Genomic DNA, 17,963 nt, shown 5'->3' on the forward strand with positions numbered 1-17,963 from the left:
TCGCGATGCCCCACCCCGTTGTTTACCGTGACGACCTGGACGAGCTGGTCGCTGAATGGGAGCGCACTGACACGAAAAAGATTGATAATGGGCAGTGCGCGCGCCTGCCTCAGGCCTATACCAGTGTTGGCCATACCAGCCGATGGCAGCGGGGGGAACGGGTGCTCGATCTGTCGACCCTGGCGCCTGGCACGGTGATTGCCAACTTTAAACTTGTTGATAAAAAATGGCGATATCCCAATGAAGAGGGATATCACGCCGCGTTGTTCCATGGTTTCAGCGACATCGGGAAAGATGCCAAGGGCAAGCCGACGGCGATCATGATGGTCGACCAATGGGTCGGCCGGGCTCCCGGCAAGCGCCATGTGATCACCCCGACGGCGGCACAAATGAAAGGCAACCCCAAGTTGCTCAAGGCCTCGAACCGGGCCTCGGAATTCTACGTGGTGGTCGTGCAATGAAAGCGCTGTTGCTGGCGGCCTTGATCATGTCCCCGGCGGCGCAGGCCGTCGAGGTCAAATGTCCCGATGTCTATCCGGCCAAGACCCTGAAGTTGGCGCCCGATGCGTCCGACACGGAAGGGCATGGCCTGATGAAGCGCGCGCACCTGAGCTATACCTACATCCACGACGGCGAGCTCTACAGCGAGCAGACACTGGTTCCGCCACCGCGCACCAAGGTCAAAGGCGGATGGCACACCGAGTTCGGGGTCGTTCCGGACACCGACAACTGGCTGGTGTGCGTGTACGGCGGCGCAACGTGGGGCGATGGGAGCCTGGAACGCTGGCAACGGCTCGACAGCAAATTGAGCTCGTGCGTGTTACACGTCAAGCAGACCAAGTTGAAGCACAACCCTCAGCTCTGGAACGCCTGGGCCGTTTGCAAGTGATCAGCCGCGTTGCCGTATCGCGCAAGCCGGCCCGGCACGCAGTGGACGATGCCGTGGCGGTAGTCGCATGAAAGCACTGCTGATATCAGCCCTTGTCGTGTCGCCCCGTGCGCAGGCGCAGGTGCTTGGCTGCCCGAACATCTATCCGCTGGCCGAGACGGCGCTTTCGAGCAGCGCTTCCGACCCGAACGGCATCGGGCGGCTGAAACGTGGCCATCTCTCGTTTGCGTACATGTATTTCGGCAAACTGTTCGGAAAGCAGTTTGTGGTGCCAAGTGGCCCGGTCAAGGTCAAGGGCGGCTGGTATACCATCGTCGATGTCAATCCGCAGCACGAAAATTGGCTGGTATGCCGATACGGCGGTGGTTCCTGGGGTTTGGGCGACATCGAGCGCTGGGAAAAGCTGGCGCCGGCTATCACCTCCTGCAAACTGGACGTGAGGGAAATCAAGTCGCGCGTTTACGCAACTGAATACACGGTCTCAGCCATCTGCAAATAAGACGGCAGGCCCCGCGCGAAATGCGTGCATCGCCTGCGCCGCCACACCCAGCAAGGCCGCGCGCCCGAGTCCGTCGCGCGCCAGTACCGACATGCCCTGGATGACGCCGATCGCCAGCTGCGCGAGGGCGGGCGCGTCCGTGTCCGCAGCCAGCAGTCCCAGCGCGACGTCGCGTTCGATCCTGCGCCGCACCAGCGTCGCAATGTCGTGCCGCACGCCTGCCACCACCGCCTGTACCTCCGCGCTGGCCGCCGAGCCGCTGGCCGTGGCGCTAGCCAGCAGACAGCCGGGCGGCGTCGATTCCCCGGTGAAGCGCGCAGCCGCCCCCTCCAGCATCGCCAGCACCGCCGCGCGCGCACTTGGCGCGGCATCGAGCGCGGCGCCGATGGCCGCCGGCTCGCCCGCGTACAAGCGCAGCGCCTCCAGGAACAGGCTCTTCTTGTCGCCGAAGGCCGCGTACAGGCTGGGGGCGGTCACGCCCATCGCCGCCGTTAGTTCCGCCACCGAGGTGGTTTCGTAGCCGTGCCGCCAGAACGCATGCATGGCGCGCTCCAGCGCCACGCCGCGTTCGAACGACAGGGGGCGGCCGGTTTTCTTCGCTTGTGATTCTTTCATAGCAATCATTATAAAAAGGATTGACCGCCATGCGCAAGCATGCGAGACTTTAATAACGATCACTATGAAAGGCAAACATGGACCTTACCGCATATCGCACCGTCGGCCGTTCCGGTCTGGTTGTCAGTCCGCTGGCGCTGGGCACCATGACCTTCGGCACGCCGCGCTGGGGCGTCGACGAAGCCGGGGCGCGGACCCTGTTCGACACCTACCTCGGCCAGGGCGGCAACTTCATCGACAGCGCCGATATTTACTCGGGCGGCGCCAGCGAAGCGATGGTGGGCCGTTTTATCGCCGACGCCGGGGTGCGCGACCAGGTCGTGCTGGCGACCAAGTTCGGTTTCAACGGGTCGGCCAGCCCGCTGGCTGCGCAGGCGGGACGGCCAGGCAATCCGAATGCCGGCGGCGCCGGCGCCAAGAACATCCACCGTGCGCTCGATGCCTCGCTCAAGCGCCTTGGCACAGATTACATCGACCTGTACTGGATGCACATCTGGGACGGCGTCACCCCGGTCGAGGAAATCATGCACACGCTTGGCGACCTGGTGCGGGCCGGCAAAATCCGCTATTTCGCCTTTTCCGACATGCCGGCCTGGCTGGCGATGAAGGCGGCCACCATCGCCAGCGAACGGCGGGTGCCGGGCCCGGTGGCGATGCAGCTGGAATATTCGCTGGTGGCGCGCGATATCGAGCGCGAACATGTGCCTGCCGCGCTCGAGGCGGGCATGGCGGTCATGCCGTGGAGCCCGCTGGCCGGTGGATTCCTGTCAGGCAAATACCAGCGCGGCCAAAGCAGCGGTGCGGGGCGCCTGGGCGGCGCCAATCCTTTCGGCGACAGCAAGTTCACCGATAAGAATTGGGCGATCCTCGATGTGCTGGCCGAGGTCGCGGCGGAGCAGGAGCGCGCGCCGGCCCAGCTGGCGCTGGCGTGGCTGCTGGGCCGGCCGGGCGTGGGCTCGGTGCTGGTCGGGGCCAGCACGCTGGCGCAGTTGAACGACAACCTGGCTGCGCTCGGCTGCACGCTCACGCCGGCGCAACGCGCGCGCCTGGATGCGGTCAGCGCCATGGTGCCGGGCTTTACCGACAGCCTGGCCAGCCCGGCCATCCGGCGCATGGTGTTTGGCGGGCACGCGGTGCGCGGCTGGGGCGAATAGAAAAGCGCCTCAGCGAGGCGACGCTGGCGGGGACGCGGCAATCTGGCGCCACTGGGCCGCCTTGTCCGGATCGGCCGTCACGCCGATACCGCGTTCGTACAGGTCGACCAGGACTTTCTGCGCCGCTTTGCTGCCATTGAGCGCGGCCTTTTCGAACAGGGCCGCCGCCTCGGTGTCGTCGCGCTCGACGCCGTGTCCGACCTGGTAGGCGCGCGCCAGGGCCAGCTGGCCACTTGCATGGTTTTGCGCGACCGCCTTGCGCAGCAGCGCCAATCCTTGCGCGACCGCTTCGGGCTCGCTCTCCTGCATCAGCATGGTGCCGTAGGCAGCCTGGCTGTGCGCGTAGCCGCGCTCCGCCGCCTTGCGCAGCCAGTCGCGCGCTTGCGCCTTGTCGCCGGCGCCATCGCGCCGCGCGAGCAAGGTCGCCAGGCCATGCTGGCCTTCCGCCGAGCCCAGGTCGGCCGCCTTGCGGTACCAGTCCAGGGCTTGCGCCTCGTCGGCTGGTCCCGCAAGGCCGACGCGCAGGCCCATGGCCAGCGACAGCTGCGCCGGCACATAGCCTTGCTCGGCCGCCTTGCGCCATAAGTCCATGGCTTCGCGCGGTTTGCGCGCAAGTCCGGCCGCATTCATGTAGATCAGTCCGAGCTGGTGCTGGTACGCCGGGTCGCCGCGTTCGGCGCCCGCAACAGCGTGGGCCAGGTCGGCCGCCGCCCGTGCCGGGTCGGGCCCGCTGCCGAGGGTCCAGACATATTGCATCTGCATCCAGGCTTGCACCGGCTGGCCGTCAACCAGCGTCGGGTTGAACTTGCAGCGGCCGATGCCGTCATTGGCCGCCTTGTCGAGCAAGGGGAAGCCGCTCGACTTGACGATCTTCGATCCCTTTACAGCGCCGTCGGTGCCGATCAGGAACGACAGCGTCACCGTGCCCGTCTGCTCCTGGCGCAGCGCCTCGGGCGGGTACAGCGGCTTGGCGCAGGTGGCGAAATTGGGGCCGCGCTTGACTGGCGTGGCGCGTTGCGCCGCCGCTCCCGGTGCGTCACCCTGTTGGGCATGCGCGCCTGCGCACAGCATGGCAAGCGAGGCCGCAAGGCAAATCAGTGCGCGCGGGCGGCGCACGTGGAGCATGAATGGAGCAGGGGCGGTCATCTGGTCTGATCGTTAAGGTTGCAATAAATCAATTTTACAGGCTAGTGAGGCCCGCGTGCGAAAGCATGACGCTGCTTCAGGGTGCTTGGCCGGGCGCTGTCTCGAGGTATGCCAGTTCGTATTCGAGATCGTGGAGCGCGATGACGGTTGCGGGCGAGGTGAAATACAAGGCCAGGTCGAGCGTCGCTTGCCGGCGCCAGATGCTGCTGACGAAGGCGCCGCAAGCGTGTATCCGCGCCACCACGTGGAAGGGCTGTTCGCAGGGGATGTGTACCTCGGGGCCGGCGCGCGCGATGCGGGTACGGACAAAGTCCAGCACGGCGGCCCGGTCGACCGGATGAGGCCAGCGCCGCAGCCCCGGCGCATCAAGCGCGTTCGCCTGCGCAAGCGCCTGGCGGTGCCGCAGGAAGTCGCCCGGCGCCGGCTGGCTGATGCGCACATCGTCAAGTCCGTCCAGCGCGGCGGCGAACTGGCGCACGCGGCGCTCAAGCAGCTTGATGCGCAAGGTGTCCGATGTCATGGTGAAGGCATCCGGCTCAATCGACAGTGAGCACCCAGAACGCGGCGCCGAGGAACATCGGCACCCTGTTGAGCACCAGGCTGACCCATTTGGAAGCTGAGCAGCGCGAGTCTGCTTGCGTGGATCAGCATGGTGGTTATCCAGGAAAGGTGGTGGTCATGGGCACAGGGCCTGCATGTCGCGAATCAGTTCGCTGTCCGCGTTCGGGTCGAGCGCGGCCAGCCGATCGTGCTCACCGAATTCGTCGGCATCGCCTTCGACAGGAGCGCGACAGGCGAGTATACCTGAGGCTACGCATGCGCCGGCTCGGAAGCGGCTTTTGCTGCACCCAGTTCGCCGACATCTTCCAGGAGACCAACGGGCTGCTGCGCGGACCGCACGCCCAAGGTGCCGCTCGAGCAGATCAGCGCGGCGACCCGCAATCTGCAGCGCTAACCCGCAGGCCTGTTTATTCGAGCGCGGGCGCGAGCCCGGCCGCGGGCAGCGCCGGCGCATCGTGCGCTGCCGCGCGGCTGCCCGCGTCGACATATGGACGGCAGTCGACCGGCACATCGATCAGGAAGGTGGTCCCGGCGGCCGCCGAGCTGTCCACGGCCGCGCTGCCGCCGTGGCTTTCGGCAGCCTGCCTGACGAACGGCAGGCCGATGCCCCAGCCTGGCGCCTGCACCTGCCGCTCGCGCCGCAGATAATCGAAAATGCGCGCGCGCTGCTCCGCGCCGAGCGGATTGCCGGTGTTGTGCACGGTGAGCACGATATTTCCATGCGCTTCGGTCAGCTCGATGCGAATCGGGCCGCCGTCGCCATATTTGATCGCGTTCGCCACCAGGTTCTCCAGCGCCCGGCGCAGCGTTTCGCGGCACCACCAGCCGGTGACGCTGGGCGCGGCCACTTCCAGCGCGGCCGGATAGCGGTCGGCGAATTCGCGCCGCACCTGCCCGATCAGTTCGCGCATGTCGAAGCGGGCCAGGCGCAGCGGCAGGCGCGCGCCCTTGTGCGCGGTGAGCGCATCGAGCACCTCGCCGACCATGGTCTCGAGGCGCTGCGCATTGGCGCCGATTTTCTGGCCGAGGCGCCTGGCCTGCGCCAGGTCTTGCGCCACCTCGATCAGCTGGGCGCCGTTGGGGATGACGGCCAGCGGGGTGCGCATGTCGTGCGACAGCGCGGCCGCCACCTTGTGGCGCAGCTCTTCATGAATCGAGGTGAATGCGCGCACCGATTCGCGAATGGCGGCGTTGACGGAGCGCTCGATGATCAGCCATTCGTCACCGCTGATGGCCACGCCTTGCGCCGCGCTGACCTCGCGGATCGCTTCCTGGAGCAACTGGTATTCGTGGATCAGCTGTTCGGCGCCGTAGTCGGTCATGCGGGCGCGCTCGCCGCCGTGCGCGCTCGCCGCGCTGGAATGGCTGGTGGCGTCGTCGCGCGGGTAGCCGGGCGTGAGCGCCTGCAGCAGGTTGGCGTAGAACGAGGGCAGGGTGTTGACCAGGATGGGCGTGAGCAGCGCCTGGGCGCCGCGTATGTTGCGGCGGACCAGCATGGCCCAATGCGCCAGCACCGGTTCGCGCAGTGCCTCGAGTGCCTTCGAGACGCCGGACAATGGCCGGGCGCCGCTGTTCTGATCGGTCGCCAGAGTCATCTCATCCCTCTCAGTCTGCTTGCATCGCCATCGCCGGCTCGGCGCGCTGCCCCGGCATGACAATTTTTTCAGGTTTACAAGCGTACTGTATTTTCGGGATTCGGGGCTGACACTTGAAACGCTTCGCTAGCAGTTACCCTTGGTATCCATGTGCGATAAGGCGGTCTGGTGTGCGTTTTCGCCGTCGGACGCCTCATCCGGCTCCGGTTCGACCCGGATCGAGATCATTTTCCCCGCGTTGACTTCGAACAGGATGCGATCGTGTCCACGCTGCTGCATGATGATGAAGGTGCCCTCGGGCGGGACCAGGTGTCGGCGTGCGGGCATGGCAATTCCTTTCGAATGGTCGAACATGAAAACGGGCGGCCGGCTAATCGCGTCGTTACTGCGTGGCGCCGCGGCCGGCATATCTACCCATAGCGCATGGCGCCACGGTTCGGTTGACAGGCGATCGGCGCGCAGACGCGCAAGACCGGCGCCGGCTCTTTGAACGCGATACTTTTCGTAACAAAGTAAACGGAAAAGGCAGCATTCTTTGCTTAGCAAGGCAGGTCGATTCCCGTATGATCCGCTCACATTATTAATAGAAAGTTAAACATGCGTCTTCCGCAAGTTAATGCCGTGCGCGCCGCCGCCGGCCTGTGTCTGTTGTTGCTCGTGAGCGGATGCGCCACCCGTTCGATTTCCGATTCCGGTTACCAGGGCGACTCCGGACGCTACGGGCGCAGTCACAACACGGCATACCAGGGCGAGCTGACCGAATTCAATGTACTGGGAATCGACACCACCGTCCCGGTGACGGACGAGGCGATTCGCGCCGCGCTCGAATCGCGCCAGAAAATGACCGTTGCCAAAAACAGTCCGGTGATGCTGGTGCAATCGGGCGCCATGATTCCCGACGAGGCGATGGTCAAGGCCTTTTCGCAGTACTACCAGCCGATCGCGTTCAGCGGCCGCCCCGAACGGACCGAGGGCAAGACCAATTACGCCGGCCACCTGCGCATGGCGGCCGCCCGCAGCGGCACCGAGAAGATCATGGTGTATTGGGGCCTCTTGGAATCGGGCCGTGAAAACCTGTCGACCAAGGTGGTGTCGTGGGTGCCGATCCTGGGCGCGCTCGTTCCCGATGAAAACCAGCGCATGCGCATTCGCCTGAAAGTGGCGCTGGTCGATGTCAAGACCGGCCAGTGGGAGATGTTCTCGCCGGAGCCGTTCGAAGATGTCGACTTCAGCTCGCGCGGCTCACGCGCGGCCACCGACCAGGCCCAGGTCGCACTGCTGAAGGATAAAGCGTATCGCGCGGCGGTGATGCAGTTGTTTTACAAGTTTTCGAGCTGACCACTCGACAGGGATCGCGGCCGCGCCGTGGTGATCAGATGCCGACGATTCCAAACCTACGCGCGGCGCCAGCAAATCCCGTGGTTCCGCATGGCCGCCTGGAACCGGTGACAGTCAGTAAGCGTCTTTAGGGAAGGTCGGTCGAGCTCAGGTAATCCGGGGTGATGCGCACGCCGATCGCGTAGGCACCTGGCGCCGCCTTGATGCGCAAGGCCATGCCGAAGCGCTTGTCGTGCAGGGCCTCGAATCCGCGCTCGGCCGTGAAGATTGGCCCGCTGATGAAGAAACCCCTGGGGGCGCTGCGGATCTGCGCCGTGTGGACCATGCGCGCCGATCGTATTGTTCCACTTGACGTTGTGGAAGGGGGGGCTGCGATGCGCATCGGGCGGACGTTAAATCGACGACAAGGGCAAGCTGGCCGACGCGAAGGCGCGCGGCAATGCCGGCGCGTGTCGACAGTGGTACGTGGCTCAAGCAGCGGTTACCGTGAATGATCGGGAAGTGCGTGCGCGGCCGGATGGCCGCGCACGGGTCGCGCAGGTCGCTGACGGCGACGCCTGGCGCTATTTCTCAACAGGCGGGAAGGCTTTCGCTTTGCATTTCGGGCAATACAGATAAACGGTTCGCCCATTGTTCAGCTTGAGCGATCCGGCGCGATACTGCTGGATCTGCCAGGTGCCCTTGACGCCGTTCTTGAAGCTGACCTCTCCGCTCGCGTAGCAGGGCGACCAGTCGAGCATGTGCAGGTAATCGTGCTCGGCGACTTCGCCGGCCTTGCCGAGGTACTGGCGGATTTCCTTGTTGCTGAGTTTGAAACCGGCGCACTGCTCGGCCGGCTCCTTGGAAGCGGGAGACGTCGCGCCACTTTCCAGGATGGTGACTGCGGTAATCCGCGGAAGCTGCGCATTGCGCATGGCCGGTTCGGTATCCGAACCCGCGGCCGTCGCCCCGGGCGCGCTGGCCAATAGCGCGAACAGCAGGCTAGCGCCTACCATGATGCGCTCGCCGCTTCGGACGGGGTTTTGCGGGAGACTTCCGGGTGCCTGAAGATCTCGCTCATCGGTACGCCCAAGGTCGAGGTCAGCTCGGCAACGAGCCAGTGAAGCGACGCATTCTGCTGCGCATTGACCGTTTCATAGACGCCTTCGCTGGTCAAGGCGCCGACAATCTCGATCCCCACGCTGTCCTCGTTCGACGGATAACGCTGCGGCACCTGCTTGGCGCTTTCCCGGCGGTGTTCGGCGGTTGGACTGAAGGTTTTCAGCGCGGTGAGCTCGGTCGGGGTGCAGCGGTTCTCGACCAGACAGCGCGCCTTCAGCTTACCCACGTGCCTGGTCTGCTTGCGCAAGGACGCGACCTGATACATCGTGCCATCCTTGTCGATCAAAAAATGCGCGCCGTTGGCATTTTGCAGCAGGTAGCTACTCAAGCTCGACGAAGCACTATTGCCGCCGGTCTGGTGGACGATGATGCCACGAATCCGGCTTAACACGCCGTGCTCGATGTTCGGGCGCGGTGTCCGTGTCACACGGTCACTGATAATGTAGCCTTGATTGTCCACAATAAGCATCAGGTCACCTCTTTCTGTCAGAGTTATTTTGAGATGGGCAAGATACCCACCTTGAAGGCGTCAAATGCGGCCCGCCAAAGCATAGTAGAAAATGCATTATAACTAACAAAACAAAATTGAGTTATTAAATAACAACTAAATTTAATGGTTTGGGAGCGGCCGCAAAACACAATCCCGTCGCCCACGTTGTTCATGGCATCGTGCCCGCTCGACGACTGGGCGTAAGTAACAGGTCCGTCTGGTCGGCGGTCTTGAGCTGTTGCTTGAGGATGCTGGTCCAGCCATCGCTGCCGCTGCCGGCGCAGCCAGCCGCATCGGTGCTATTGCAAGGTGGTAAAACGGTGAGCGGCGTCTGGGCAAACGTCGTCCGTGGCGAGGCACTCCGGCCGGTCAGTGCGGCCAGCAGGCCGGCACAGATTGCTGCGGTTTCAAATGAAGGCTTGGTATACTGCGCGCATTTTCACGCACAAGGTACGCCAATGGCCCACCCGCTGGAACTGCGCGCGCATGCGTTGCAGTGCTTACTCGAACCCGATCCGGCCACCAAGACGGCGGCCATTGCCATGCTGGCGCAAGCGCAGCTGGGCGGCGACTGGCGCGTCGATCATGGGGCCGTGTTCGACGTCGCCCGTCCACTACCGGGCCGGCCGGAACGCCCGCAGCTGGTGCCGCCGCGCCTGGTGGGGCGGCGTTCGATGGTGACGGTGGAGGGGCGCGCGATGCTGGTCCATTCGCTGGCCCATATCGAATTTAACGCCATGAACCTGGCGCTCGATGCGCTGTGGCGCTTCCCGAGCCTGCCGGACGGGTACTACACCGACTGGCTGCGCGTGGCCAAGGAAGAGGCGGTTCATTTTTCGATGCTGGCCGCGCACCTCGGGGTGCTGGGGTACGGCTACGGCGACTTCCCGGCGCACGACAGCCTGTGGGAGATGGTCGAGAAAACCAAGGGCGACGTGCTGGCGCGCATGGCGCTGGTGCCGCGCACCTTGGAGGCGCGCGGGCTCGATGCGATTCCGCCGCTGCGCGCAAAGATCGCGCAGGCGGGCGACATGGCGGCGGCTGCGATCCTCGACATCATCCTGCGCGAGGAGGTAGGGCATGTGGAAATCGGCAACCGCTGGTACCGCTATCTGTGCGACCAGCGCGGGCTCGATCCGCAGGCGGCGTACGCCGCTCTGGCGCTGCGTTATGAAGCGCCGGTGCTCAAGGGGCCGTTCAATATCGAGGCGCGCCGGCGGGCGGGGTTTACCGAGGCCGAGCTGATCGATTTTTCGTAAATTGCCGGCGTTGGATTTTGCTGGGAAGTGCCAGGTTGCGGATCCCAGCTTCTTGTCCATGATGTGACCGACCGCGGACTCGATCGCAAAAAATTCGCGCAAATCGGGAACCAAGGGCCGGGAACAAAATCCAAAGCAAAAAGGCGGGATTCCGGCAACCGGGGCAATGATGAGAGCGACAAATATACCGATGCTGGCGCTGGCATGTTTCTGCGTGCAGGCCCATGCAGACACCTACCAGCGCCATCTGCCGGGCGCAATCATGGTGACGCTTGTAGACGGTCCCTTTCACGAGGGTGACCATCATATTGATCACTGCAATCAGGCCGATACCTGCCTGGTTGATCACCTTCCGCCACTGATGACACTCGGGCTTCCTACCGTCGAAATAAAGTCGATCACGGTCAGCGTCGGTGGAATGACTTATGCCCTTCCTTCGTCACGCATGTTCAATCCTGGACTGAGTTCGCAATCTGGCGGACTGGAGCGATTTGCGGGCTATTGCGCCAACCGTTTCAATTGTGCCTTCCGGGCGAGATTTGCCGAAGCCGGGGGAGCCTACGCGGCAGAATGGATTATCAGAAATGGCGTTGCGACAAGGACGGTACTTTCTACCAGTATCGATATTTCGACGCTGTTTTCCGAGAACCGCATGCCACCGCGGGATGAAAAGTGCTCGCTGCCAGCGCGCACGTTTTAATGGCCGAACTGATCCTCGGACCGCCTTCGCCGTTGTCTGGCCGTCTGTCATAGTCAAGCAATGCGACCGGAATGACCGTATGAGGAGAGCAGCGATGAACTTACCTTTCTTGGCACTGCCTATACTATCGTTCCTGGCGTTCGTTACATCCGACATACGAGCAGAGACCTACCGATACGTCATGCCGGGAGAGATGATTGTCACGGTTGTGGATGGTCCTTTTCTGGCGTCCGGACACCATATTCGCGGTTGCGGTAGAGGGCCAACCTGCATAGTCGACCATGCGCCCCCCTTGGTCGGACCTGGTCGACCGCGTGACGAAATCAAGTCGATTTCCATTAGCGTTGACGGCCTGACCTACGCGCTTGACGCTTCAGGCATGTTCAATACCAGCGCTGCCTTGCGTAACGGAGGAATCAAGCGAATCGGCGGATATTGCTACGATCGCCGCAATTGCGCATTCCGTGGGCGATTTGGCGATAATGGCCGGTCGTACGTTGCTGAATGGGTCATCAAGAACGGTATCCCGACGCGCACGGTGCTGTCGCCGAGCATGGATCTGGGTTGGTTATTCGATGACAATCCGGCGCCGCCGAAATATGAGTAAGGAACTGGCGGCTATCCGACGATTCCCTCCCGGCCTTGGGCACGCGAACGGCCCGTAGAGCGTCCGGAGCAGTAATGCAGGACGATGCGCCGATGACCAGCAGCGCATCTGTTTTTGCCGGTTTTTAAGTCGTCGGGTTCGGAAAGCGCAGCGTGAAGCAGCTGCCATCGACGCCGCTCTCCACCCGCGCCGATCCGCCATGCAACTGCATGATCGACGCCACAATCGCCAGGCCCAGCCCGCCGGTGTCGCCATGGCCGCTGCGCGCGGCATCGGCACGGTAAAAGCGCTCGAACAGGTGCGGCAAATGCGCGGTGCCGATCTGCGGGCCGACGTTATGCACGCTCACTTCCACCATGCCGTCGACGACGGCGCTGGCCACCCCGATCGTGCTGCCGGGCGTGCCGTAGCGCAGCGCATTGGCCAGCAGGTTAGCCAGCGCGCGCCGCAGCAGGTCGGGGTCGGCCGCTACGCTGCCCTGCACGCGGTTCTCGAAGCGCATCCCGCGCTCCTCGGCCATGCCCTCGAAATACTCGCATAATTGGTCTACCAGCGGCGCCAGGTCGACCTGGCCGCGGCGCACCAGCGCGTCCGCGTGTTCGTTGCGGGCCAGGAACAGCATGCTGTCGATCATGCGCGCCAGGCGCTCGTATTCTTCCTGGTTCGAGGCCAGCAGTTCCTGGTATTGCTCGATGCTGCGACCGCGCGACAAGGTCTGCTGGGTGTGGCCCATCAGGTTATTGAGCGGGGTGCGCAGTTCGTGCGCCAGGTCTTCCGAAAAACGCGACAGTTGCGCAAAGCCGTGCTCCAGCCGCGCCAGCATGGTGTCGAGCGCCGCGCTCAGTTCGGCCAGTTCGGTGACGTCGTCGCGCCCGGCCAGGCGCAGGTGCAGGTGCGCGCTGTCGATGGCGGCCGCGCGCGCAGCCAGGCGCCGCACCGGGGCCAGTCCGTGCCGGCTCACCTGCCAGCCCAGCGCGAACATCAGCAGGGCGCTGGCGGCCAGCGCCAGCAGGACCTTGTCGCGGTAGGACGCCATCATCTGGTCGCGCTCGGCCAGCAGCTTGCCGGCCACCAGGGTCAGGCCCGCGCCACGGTGTTCCAGGCGGCGCCAGGCCAGGCGCGCCGGCGTGGGCCCTGGCAGGTCGCCGAACTGGATCTCGGCGCGGCCCGGCAGGCGTGGGACCGGCAAGTGCGCCGGATTGATCGAAATGCGCGCGGCGCCCTGGTCGTCGACGATCCACAGCATGCTGTCGCGGTTGCCCATCATGTTCCCGTAGAGCTGGGGGCGGCGCTGCAAGGCGTCGATGCTGGCGCTGTCGTCGATCAGCGCGCCCATGCGCTCGACCCGGCCGGCCAGCGCCTGGTCGTCGCGCCCGGCCAGTTCGCGCGCCAGTGACTGGTACAGATACAGGCCCATGGCGCCGGTCAGGAGCGCGCCGGCCAGTGCGAATTGCAGCGCCAGGCGCAGGCTCAGCGAGCGCAGGGGGAACATCGTGGCGCGCATCAGGGCGGCGCTTCCAGCAGGTAGCCGGTGCCGCGCAGGGTGTGGATCAGTTTCACGGGGTAGGGGTCGTCGACCTTGGCGCGCAGGCGCCGGATGGCGACGTCGACCACATTGGTGTCGCTGTCGAAATTCATCTGCCACACCTGGGAGGCGATGAAGCTGCGCGAGAGCGCTTCGCCTTCGCGGCTGAGCAGCAGGTGCAGCAGCGCGAATTCCTTGTTGGTGAGGACGATGCGTTCGCCATTGCGGGTGACTTTGCGGCGCAGCAGGTCCAGGTGCAGGTCGGCCACTTGCAGGGTGTCGAGCTCGCGCGGCGGACCGCGCCGCAGCAGGGTACGCACGCGCGCCAGCAGTTCGGCGTAGGAAAAGGGCTTGACCAGGTAATCGTCGGCGCCCAGTTCGAGCCCCTTGACGCGGTCTTCGACGGCGTCGCGCGCGGTCAGGAACAGCACCGGGGTGGCGCCGCGCTGGCGCGCGATTTTGAGCAGTTGCCAGCCGTCCAGGCCGGGCAGCATGACGTCGAGGATGATCAGGTCGAACGTTTCTTCCTCGATCAGGTGACGCCCGTCGTGGCCGTCGCAGGCGACCGACACCATGTAGCCGGACTCGCCCAGGCCCTTGCGCAGGTAGTCCGCCGTCTTGCTTTCGTCTTCCACCAATAAGATGCGCATGCCCGCTCCTTCGCCACTGGCCCGATTATGCCCCAGCCGGGCCTGCGGCTGGGTTACAAATTCGTCATGCGGCTGTCATGCTGGCGTGGGGGAGGGGGCGCTAGCATGGGGTCTTTGCTGCCCACTTGAAGGTCCGACATGGCTTTGCGCCTCGCTTCACTGTTTTTCCCGCTGCTGCTCGCCGGCGGCGGCGCCACCGCCGCCCCGCTGCTGCGGCCCGATATCGCCTTGCCGCTGGCCGCCGAACTGGTCGACGCCACCCTGGCCGCCTGCCAGGCGCAGGGGCGCGGCGCGGCCGTGGCCGTGGTCGACCGCGGCGGCAACCTGGTGGCGCTCAAGCGCGCCGACGGGGTCGGTCCGCACAACACTCTTGCGGCCCAGCGCAAGGCGTACACGGCCTTGTCGTCCAAAACGCCGACCCGGGTGCTGGCCGAACGGGCGCGCAGCGATCCCGACAGCGCCAACCTGGCCACCTTGCCGGAATTGCTGTTGCTCGGCGGTGGCTTGCCGCTCGTGTCGGGCAACGAGGTCATCGGCGCGATTGGCGTGGCCGGGGCCGGCGGGGCGGCGATGGACGAAGCCTGCGCCGCGCGCGCCATCGCAGCGCTGGCATCGAAGCTGTCCATTCAATCGAACTAAAGGAGTATGACCATGAAAATGAAATCGTTTGCCGCCGCCCTGATCCTGTCGGGCATCGCGCAACTGGCCGCCGCCGCCAATCCGCTCAGCGTGCATGTGCTCAATTTGCAGGATGGGTTGCCGTCGGCCCAGGTCGACGTGACCCTGGAAAAACAGGCTGGCAAGCAGTGGGTTGCGCTCGCATCGGGCACGACCAATGCCGACGGACGCATCCCGGCGCTGTTTCCCGAGGGCGAGCGCTTCGATAAAGGGATTTACCGGGTGACCTTCAAGACCGGCGCCTGGTTCGCCGCCAGGAAGACCGACAGCTTCTTCCCGGAAGTGCCGGTGGTGTTCGTGGTCGACGGCAAGGTGGCGCATTACCACATTCCCTTGCTGATCAGCCCCTTCGGCTTCTCGACCTATCGGGGCAATTAAGCGTCGCCGAATCAGCGCATCTTCAGAGCGTCGGTGAGGGACCACTTCAGTGGTGCGCCGGCGCTGTCGGTGATGGTGGTCAGTTCGCCGAAGATGCGGCCCTGGACGTTGTCCGGCAGGCGCACGAAGGCGGTATTGCCGACCGCGTCGTCGCCATGCACGAAGCCCCAGGTAAAGAACTTGATTGCCGCGACCGTCTTGTCGGGCGTGCTGCTGACCTGCGGCACGATGGCGTAGGTGCTGGCGGTGATCGGCCAGCTGGCCGCGCCCGGTTTGTCGGTCAGCATTTCTTCATACGCCCCTTTGCTGGCCCAGCCGCTGTTGTTCATGGCCGACGAGAAACCCGCGCCGGTTGGCGAGACAAATTTGCCATCGCGGTTTTTCAGGCTGGCGAAGCTGAGCTTGTTCTTGGCGACATACTGGAAGTCCACGTAGCCAATCGCGCCCGCGGTCTGCTTGACCGCGGCCACCGCGCCGGAACTGCCCTTGACGGGCGTGGTGCCGGCCGCCCAGGTGATGCTGTAATTGCTGCCGTAGCCCGCTTTCCACTGCGCGCTGCTCTTGCTCAGGTAGTCCGAGAAATTGTAGGTGCTGCCGGAGCCGTCCTGGCGCGTCACGACCGTGATCGCCAGGGCGGGCAGGGCCAGGTCAGGGTTGACGGCCTGCAGCTTCGGGTCATTCCATTTCGTGATTTTGCGGCTGAAGATGTCGGCCAGCAGTTCGCCCGTCAACTTGAGCTGGCCGCTGCTTACGCCGGGCAGGTTGATGACCGGGACGATGCCCGATACGGCCGTCGGGAAGCACAGCAGTTTGGCGGCCTTGCGTTCGTCGGCGGACAGGGCAACGTCGGTCGCACCGAAGTCGACCTTGCGGTTCTTGACTTGCGCAACGCCTTCGGTGGAACTGTTGGACTGGTAACTCAGATTCACGTTCGCCGATTTGCTGTAGGCGCTGGCCATCGAGGTGTACAGGATTTCGGCGGCCGACGAACCGGCGCCGGTCAAGGACGTTTGTGCATACAAAGCAGGCGAAGCCGCGACGATCGCGGCAAAAATGATCTTTTTAGAATAGGACATGGCAGTATTTCCGGGTTCGATAATTGTTCAGGGTGTGGCGACCGCGTGTCTCCGGCGCCATGGCTGGCGCAAGCGTGAGCGGGCGTGTCGTTTATCTCAGGCTATGCCGGGCTTGGCGCGGCAAGTTTGCAGGCCTGCAACGCGGCGCAATGCCACGGCAGGCTGGAACGCTGGCAGTGTCGCCGGCTAAGCTGCCAGCGACCTGTTGATAGATAACTTTTTACGAACAATCATTCTACACGGAAATATCTTGGGTGTAGCTTATGCACCCGTCATTAGAGTAAATACTCGGAATTGCGCGCTGTTAGCGCGATTAAGGAACAGGGCTTAGTATCGAGGAAGAATTGTAAATACGTAAGATTGTCCTTTTTGCTATGCTGCGGCTGGAATCGGTTGACGAAATAATATTTGTCGGGCCGGTCGACCAGGCGCGGCTGCGCCCGTAAAAACGCCACCGCCTGGGCGGTGGCTGTGTGGCAAGGGGCGCGCCTCAGGCGGCTGCGGCGTCGCTCTCTTCATCGTCGCCTTCGCCTTCTTCCAGGGCCGCGTCGGCCTTGTATTTAAGCTGGGCGACGCTGCAGGCCGAGATGTCCAGATCGTCGCGCTCGCCCTTGTAGGTCGAGATATGCAGCTTGCCGTCGGGATGGGCGTACAGGTAGCGCACGTCGACCAGGGCGCCGACCGGCGGAATCTCGAAGTTCGACGAAATGGTGACCTTGCCCATGTCGACCTTGGCGCCGGCAGGGTCGAACACGGCCAGGTGCACGCTGCGCTTGCCCTTGGCGACCTGCTCGACCAGGAAGGTGCCGGTTTCATAGAACACGTGCTTGAGGGCGTCGCCGCCCGAGGCCGGCCGGCCGTGGGCGTAGGTGGCGTCCTTCTTGCGGAACACCACGCCTTCGCCGCGCTTTTGCCGGATCCGCTCGAAGGCCTCGGTCTTGGCCGCCGTGCCCCGGTACAGCGGCGAGACCGACACGTTGGCGCTCGCGCCTACCGCCGCGCTGAGCAGGGCGTGGCGTTCCTCGAAGCCGAGCTCGTGCAGCTTACGGTCGCCCAGCTCCAGGATGTCGAAAATGGAGAGGCGCGGACCGGGCAGCGCTTCGCCATCCAGGATGGTGCCGGCCGGCAGGCTGGACAAGTCCTGCACCACGCCCAGCGGCAGCGGGACCGGAAATCCGTTGCGCTTGCTGCCGACCAGTTCGCCGGGCGCCTTGACCGCCACCATGCGCCGGTGGCCGTCGTCTTTTTCCTGCATGACCCAGGCATCGTCTTGCAGCAGCTTGAGGGCGCGCTCTTCGGGGATGGGATTGAGCAACTGCGGCAGCACGCCGGTAAACGCCGATTCCAGCTCGGTGCCCTGGTAGGGCACGCCCGCGTCGTCGGGGCTGTAGCCGCCCTTGAGCTTGCTGCGCACCAGGGTGTCGTAGATCTCTTTGGCTTCGGCGTGGGGCAGGGGTGTGGCGGTCTTGGCCTGGTGGGTCAGCGCGCTGCCGCGCCGGCCATTACGCCCGTACACCATCCAGCCGCCCTCGACCGGGTCGAGGTGGCAATGGTATTCCTTGTCGGTCGAGCCCTTGGTCTGGTACAGCGAGACTGATTCTTTTTCCATGCGATTGTCCTGACAAATAAAATGAGAAGATCCACGTTGCGCCGGCGCCAGCCATGCTGGCACGCCCGGTGGCGCCGGTGGTAAGATCGGGGC

23 protein-coding genes are annotated in these 17,963 nt (G+C 64.4%); 11 read left to right on the top strand and 12 right to left on the bottom strand.

The genetic code is table 11. The features are described 5' to 3' along the window. Window positions 1–5: 5 nt before the first annotated feature. From F1609_RS16125 to F1609_RS16135, 3 genes are all read left to right on the top strand, one after another. A complete protein-coding gene (locus F1609_RS16125; protein WP_167077420.1) occupies window positions 6–461 on the top strand; it encodes a BPSL0067 family protein in 456 nt (151 codons plus the stop codon). Then, window positions 458–889 carry an STY0301 family protein gene (locus tag F1609_RS16130; protein ID WP_167077421.1) on the top strand — a complete coding sequence of 144 codons (432 nt, stop codon included), beginning with the start codon at window positions 458–460 and terminating at the stop codon, window positions 887–889. Before F1609_RS16125 ends, F1609_RS16130 begins: the two co-directional genes overlap by 4 nt. A gap of 67 nt (window positions 890–956) precedes the next feature. Then, window positions 957–1,388, top strand: coding sequence for an STY0301 family protein (locus tag F1609_RS16135; RefSeq protein ID WP_167077422.1), 432 nt, complete (start codon window positions 957–959; stop codon window positions 1,386–1,388). Here F1609_RS16135 and F1609_RS16140 read toward each other — a convergent pair. Next, window positions 1,371–2,003, bottom strand: coding sequence for a TetR/AcrR family transcriptional regulator (locus F1609_RS16140; protein WP_196785442.1), 633 nt, complete (start codon window positions 2,001–2,003; stop codon window positions 1,371–1,373). The genes F1609_RS16135 and F1609_RS16140 overlap by 18 nt on opposite strands. Window positions 2,004–2,080: 77 nt before the next feature. On the opposite strand from F1609_RS16140, the gene F1609_RS16145 reads away from it, so the two are divergent. After that, window positions 2,081–3,157 carry an aldo/keto reductase gene (locus F1609_RS16145; RefSeq protein WP_167077423.1) on the top strand — a complete coding sequence of 359 codons (1,077 nt, stop codon included), beginning with the start codon at window positions 2,081–2,083 and terminating at the stop codon, window positions 3,155–3,157. 9 nt (window positions 3,158–3,166) lie between these two features. Here the strand turns inward: F1609_RS16145 and F1609_RS16150 are convergent, their stop codons facing one another. Both F1609_RS16150 and F1609_RS16155 read right to left on the bottom strand, forming a co-directional pair. Next, complete coding sequence (locus tag F1609_RS16150) at window positions 3,167–4,303, bottom strand: TonB family protein (RefSeq protein WP_167077424.1); 1,137 nt, start codon at window positions 4,301–4,303, stop codon at window positions 3,167–3,169. Between the two features lie 76 nt (window positions 4,304–4,379). Next, window positions 4,380–4,823 carry a hypothetical protein gene (locus F1609_RS16155; protein ID WP_167077425.1) on the bottom strand — a complete coding sequence of 148 codons (444 nt, stop codon included), beginning with the start codon at window positions 4,821–4,823 and terminating at the stop codon, window positions 4,380–4,382. 129 nt (window positions 4,824–4,952) lie between these two features. Here F1609_RS16155 and F1609_RS16160 point away from each other — a divergent pair, with 129 nt between their 5' ends. Next, entirely contained in the window at window positions 4,953–5,111 is a 159-nt protein-coding gene (locus F1609_RS16160; protein WP_167077426.1) for a hypothetical protein, read from the top strand. A 160-nt stretch (window positions 5,112–5,271) separates the two neighbouring features. On the opposite strand, the gene F1609_RS16165 is transcribed toward F1609_RS16160, so the two are convergent. Together F1609_RS16165 and F1609_RS16170 are read right to left on the bottom strand one after the other, a co-directional pair. Beyond that, complete coding sequence (locus tag F1609_RS16165; RefSeq protein WP_167077427.1) at window positions 5,272–6,459, bottom strand: sensor histidine kinase; 1,188 nt, start codon at window positions 6,457–6,459, stop codon at window positions 5,272–5,274. A 126-nt stretch (window positions 6,460–6,585) separates the two neighbouring features. Further along, the gene (locus tag F1609_RS16170; RefSeq protein ID WP_167077428.1) at window positions 6,586–6,786 is read right to left on the bottom strand and encodes a hypothetical protein; all 201 of its coding nucleotides are present in this window, start codon (window positions 6,784–6,786) and stop codon (window positions 6,586–6,588) included. A 270-nt stretch (window positions 6,787–7,056) separates the two neighbouring features. Between F1609_RS16170 and F1609_RS16175 the strand changes: the two genes are divergently transcribed. Then, complete coding sequence (locus tag F1609_RS16175) at window positions 7,057–7,797, top strand: lipoprotein YafT (protein WP_167077429.1); 741 nt, start codon at window positions 7,057–7,059, stop codon at window positions 7,795–7,797. A gap of 127 nt (window positions 7,798–7,924) precedes the next feature. Here the strand turns inward: F1609_RS16175 and F1609_RS16180 are convergent, their stop codons facing one another. The 3 genes from F1609_RS16180 to F1609_RS16190 all read right to left on the bottom strand — a co-directional run bounded on the left by F1609_RS16180 (window position 7,925) and on the right by F1609_RS16190 (window position 9,367). Beyond that, entirely contained in the window at window positions 7,925–8,122 is a 198-nt protein-coding gene (locus F1609_RS16180; RefSeq protein WP_167077430.1) for a hypothetical protein, read from the bottom strand. A gap of 238 nt (window positions 8,123–8,360) precedes the next feature. Beyond that, window positions 8,361–8,711 carry a hypothetical protein gene (locus tag F1609_RS16185; protein ID WP_167077431.1) on the bottom strand — a complete coding sequence of 117 codons (351 nt, stop codon included), beginning with the start codon at window positions 8,709–8,711 and terminating at the stop codon, window positions 8,361–8,363. A gap of 74 nt (window positions 8,712–8,785) precedes the next feature. Next, window positions 8,786–9,367: a peptidoglycan recognition protein family protein gene (locus F1609_RS16190; RefSeq protein WP_167077432.1), complete on the bottom strand. Its 582-nt coding sequence runs from the start codon at window positions 9,365–9,367 to the stop codon at window positions 8,786–8,788. 479 nt (window positions 9,368–9,846) lie between these two features. Here F1609_RS16190 and F1609_RS16195 point away from each other — a divergent pair, with 479 nt between their 5' ends. The 3 genes from F1609_RS16195 to F1609_RS16205 all read left to right on the top strand — a co-directional run bounded on the left by F1609_RS16195 (window position 9,847) and on the right by F1609_RS16205 (window position 11,954). Next, window positions 9,847–10,647, top strand: a complete 801-nt coding sequence (locus F1609_RS16195) for a ferritin-like domain-containing protein (protein ID WP_167077433.1) — start codon at window positions 9,847–9,849, stop codon at window positions 10,645–10,647. A gap of 190 nt (window positions 10,648–10,837) precedes the next feature. Further along, entirely contained in the window at window positions 10,838–11,347 is a 510-nt protein-coding gene (locus tag F1609_RS16200; protein WP_167077434.1) for a hypothetical protein, read from the top strand. 94 nt (window positions 11,348–11,441) lie between these two features. After that, the gene (locus tag F1609_RS16205; protein ID WP_167077435.1) at window positions 11,442–11,954 is read left to right on the top strand and encodes a hypothetical protein; all 513 of its coding nucleotides are present in this window, start codon (window positions 11,442–11,444) and stop codon (window positions 11,952–11,954) included. Between the two features lie 124 nt (window positions 11,955–12,078). Here the strand turns inward: F1609_RS16205 and F1609_RS16210 are convergent, their stop codons facing one another. Together F1609_RS16210 and F1609_RS16215 are read right to left on the bottom strand one after the other, a co-directional pair. Then, window positions 12,079–13,458, bottom strand: a complete 1,380-nt coding sequence (locus F1609_RS16210; RefSeq protein WP_167077436.1) for a heavy metal sensor histidine kinase — start codon at window positions 13,456–13,458, stop codon at window positions 12,079–12,081. Further along, complete coding sequence (locus tag F1609_RS16215) at window positions 13,458–14,129, bottom strand: heavy metal response regulator transcription factor (RefSeq protein WP_167077437.1); 672 nt, start codon at window positions 14,127–14,129, stop codon at window positions 13,458–13,460. The genes F1609_RS16210 and F1609_RS16215 overlap by 1 nt, the downstream gene beginning before the upstream one ends. Window positions 14,130–14,267: 138 nt before the next feature. Here F1609_RS16215 and F1609_RS16220 point away from each other — a divergent pair, with 138 nt between their 5' ends. Both F1609_RS16220 and uraH read left to right on the top strand, forming a co-directional pair. Beyond that, window positions 14,268–14,768: a GlcG/HbpS family heme-binding protein gene (locus F1609_RS16220; protein WP_167077438.1), complete on the top strand. Its 501-nt coding sequence runs from the start codon at window positions 14,268–14,270 to the stop codon at window positions 14,766–14,768. Between the two features lie 12 nt (window positions 14,769–14,780). Next, on the top strand, window positions 14,781–15,185 hold the full coding sequence (gene uraH, locus F1609_RS16225) for a hydroxyisourate hydrolase (RefSeq protein ID WP_167077439.1): 405 nt from the start codon (window positions 14,781–14,783) through the stop codon (window positions 15,183–15,185). Window positions 15,186–15,196: 11 nt separating this feature from the next. Here the strand turns inward: uraH and pstS are convergent, their stop codons facing one another. Together pstS and F1609_RS16235 are read right to left on the bottom strand one after the other, a co-directional pair. Further along, window positions 15,197–16,261, bottom strand: a complete 1,065-nt coding sequence (pstS, locus tag F1609_RS16230) for a phosphate ABC transporter substrate-binding protein PstS (RefSeq protein ID WP_167077440.1) — start codon at window positions 16,259–16,261, stop codon at window positions 15,197–15,199. A gap of 490 nt (window positions 16,262–16,751) precedes the next feature. Continuing rightward, window positions 16,752–17,870, bottom strand: a complete 1,119-nt coding sequence (locus F1609_RS16235) for an ATP-dependent DNA ligase (protein WP_167077441.1) — start codon at window positions 17,868–17,870, stop codon at window positions 16,752–16,754. Window positions 17,871–17,963 lie beyond the last annotated feature (93 nt).

The sequence above is a fragment of the Massilia aquatica genome (assembly GCF_011682045.1).
GTDB lineage: Bacteria > Pseudomonadota > Gammaproteobacteria > Burkholderiales > Burkholderiaceae_D > Telluria_A > Telluria_A aquatica.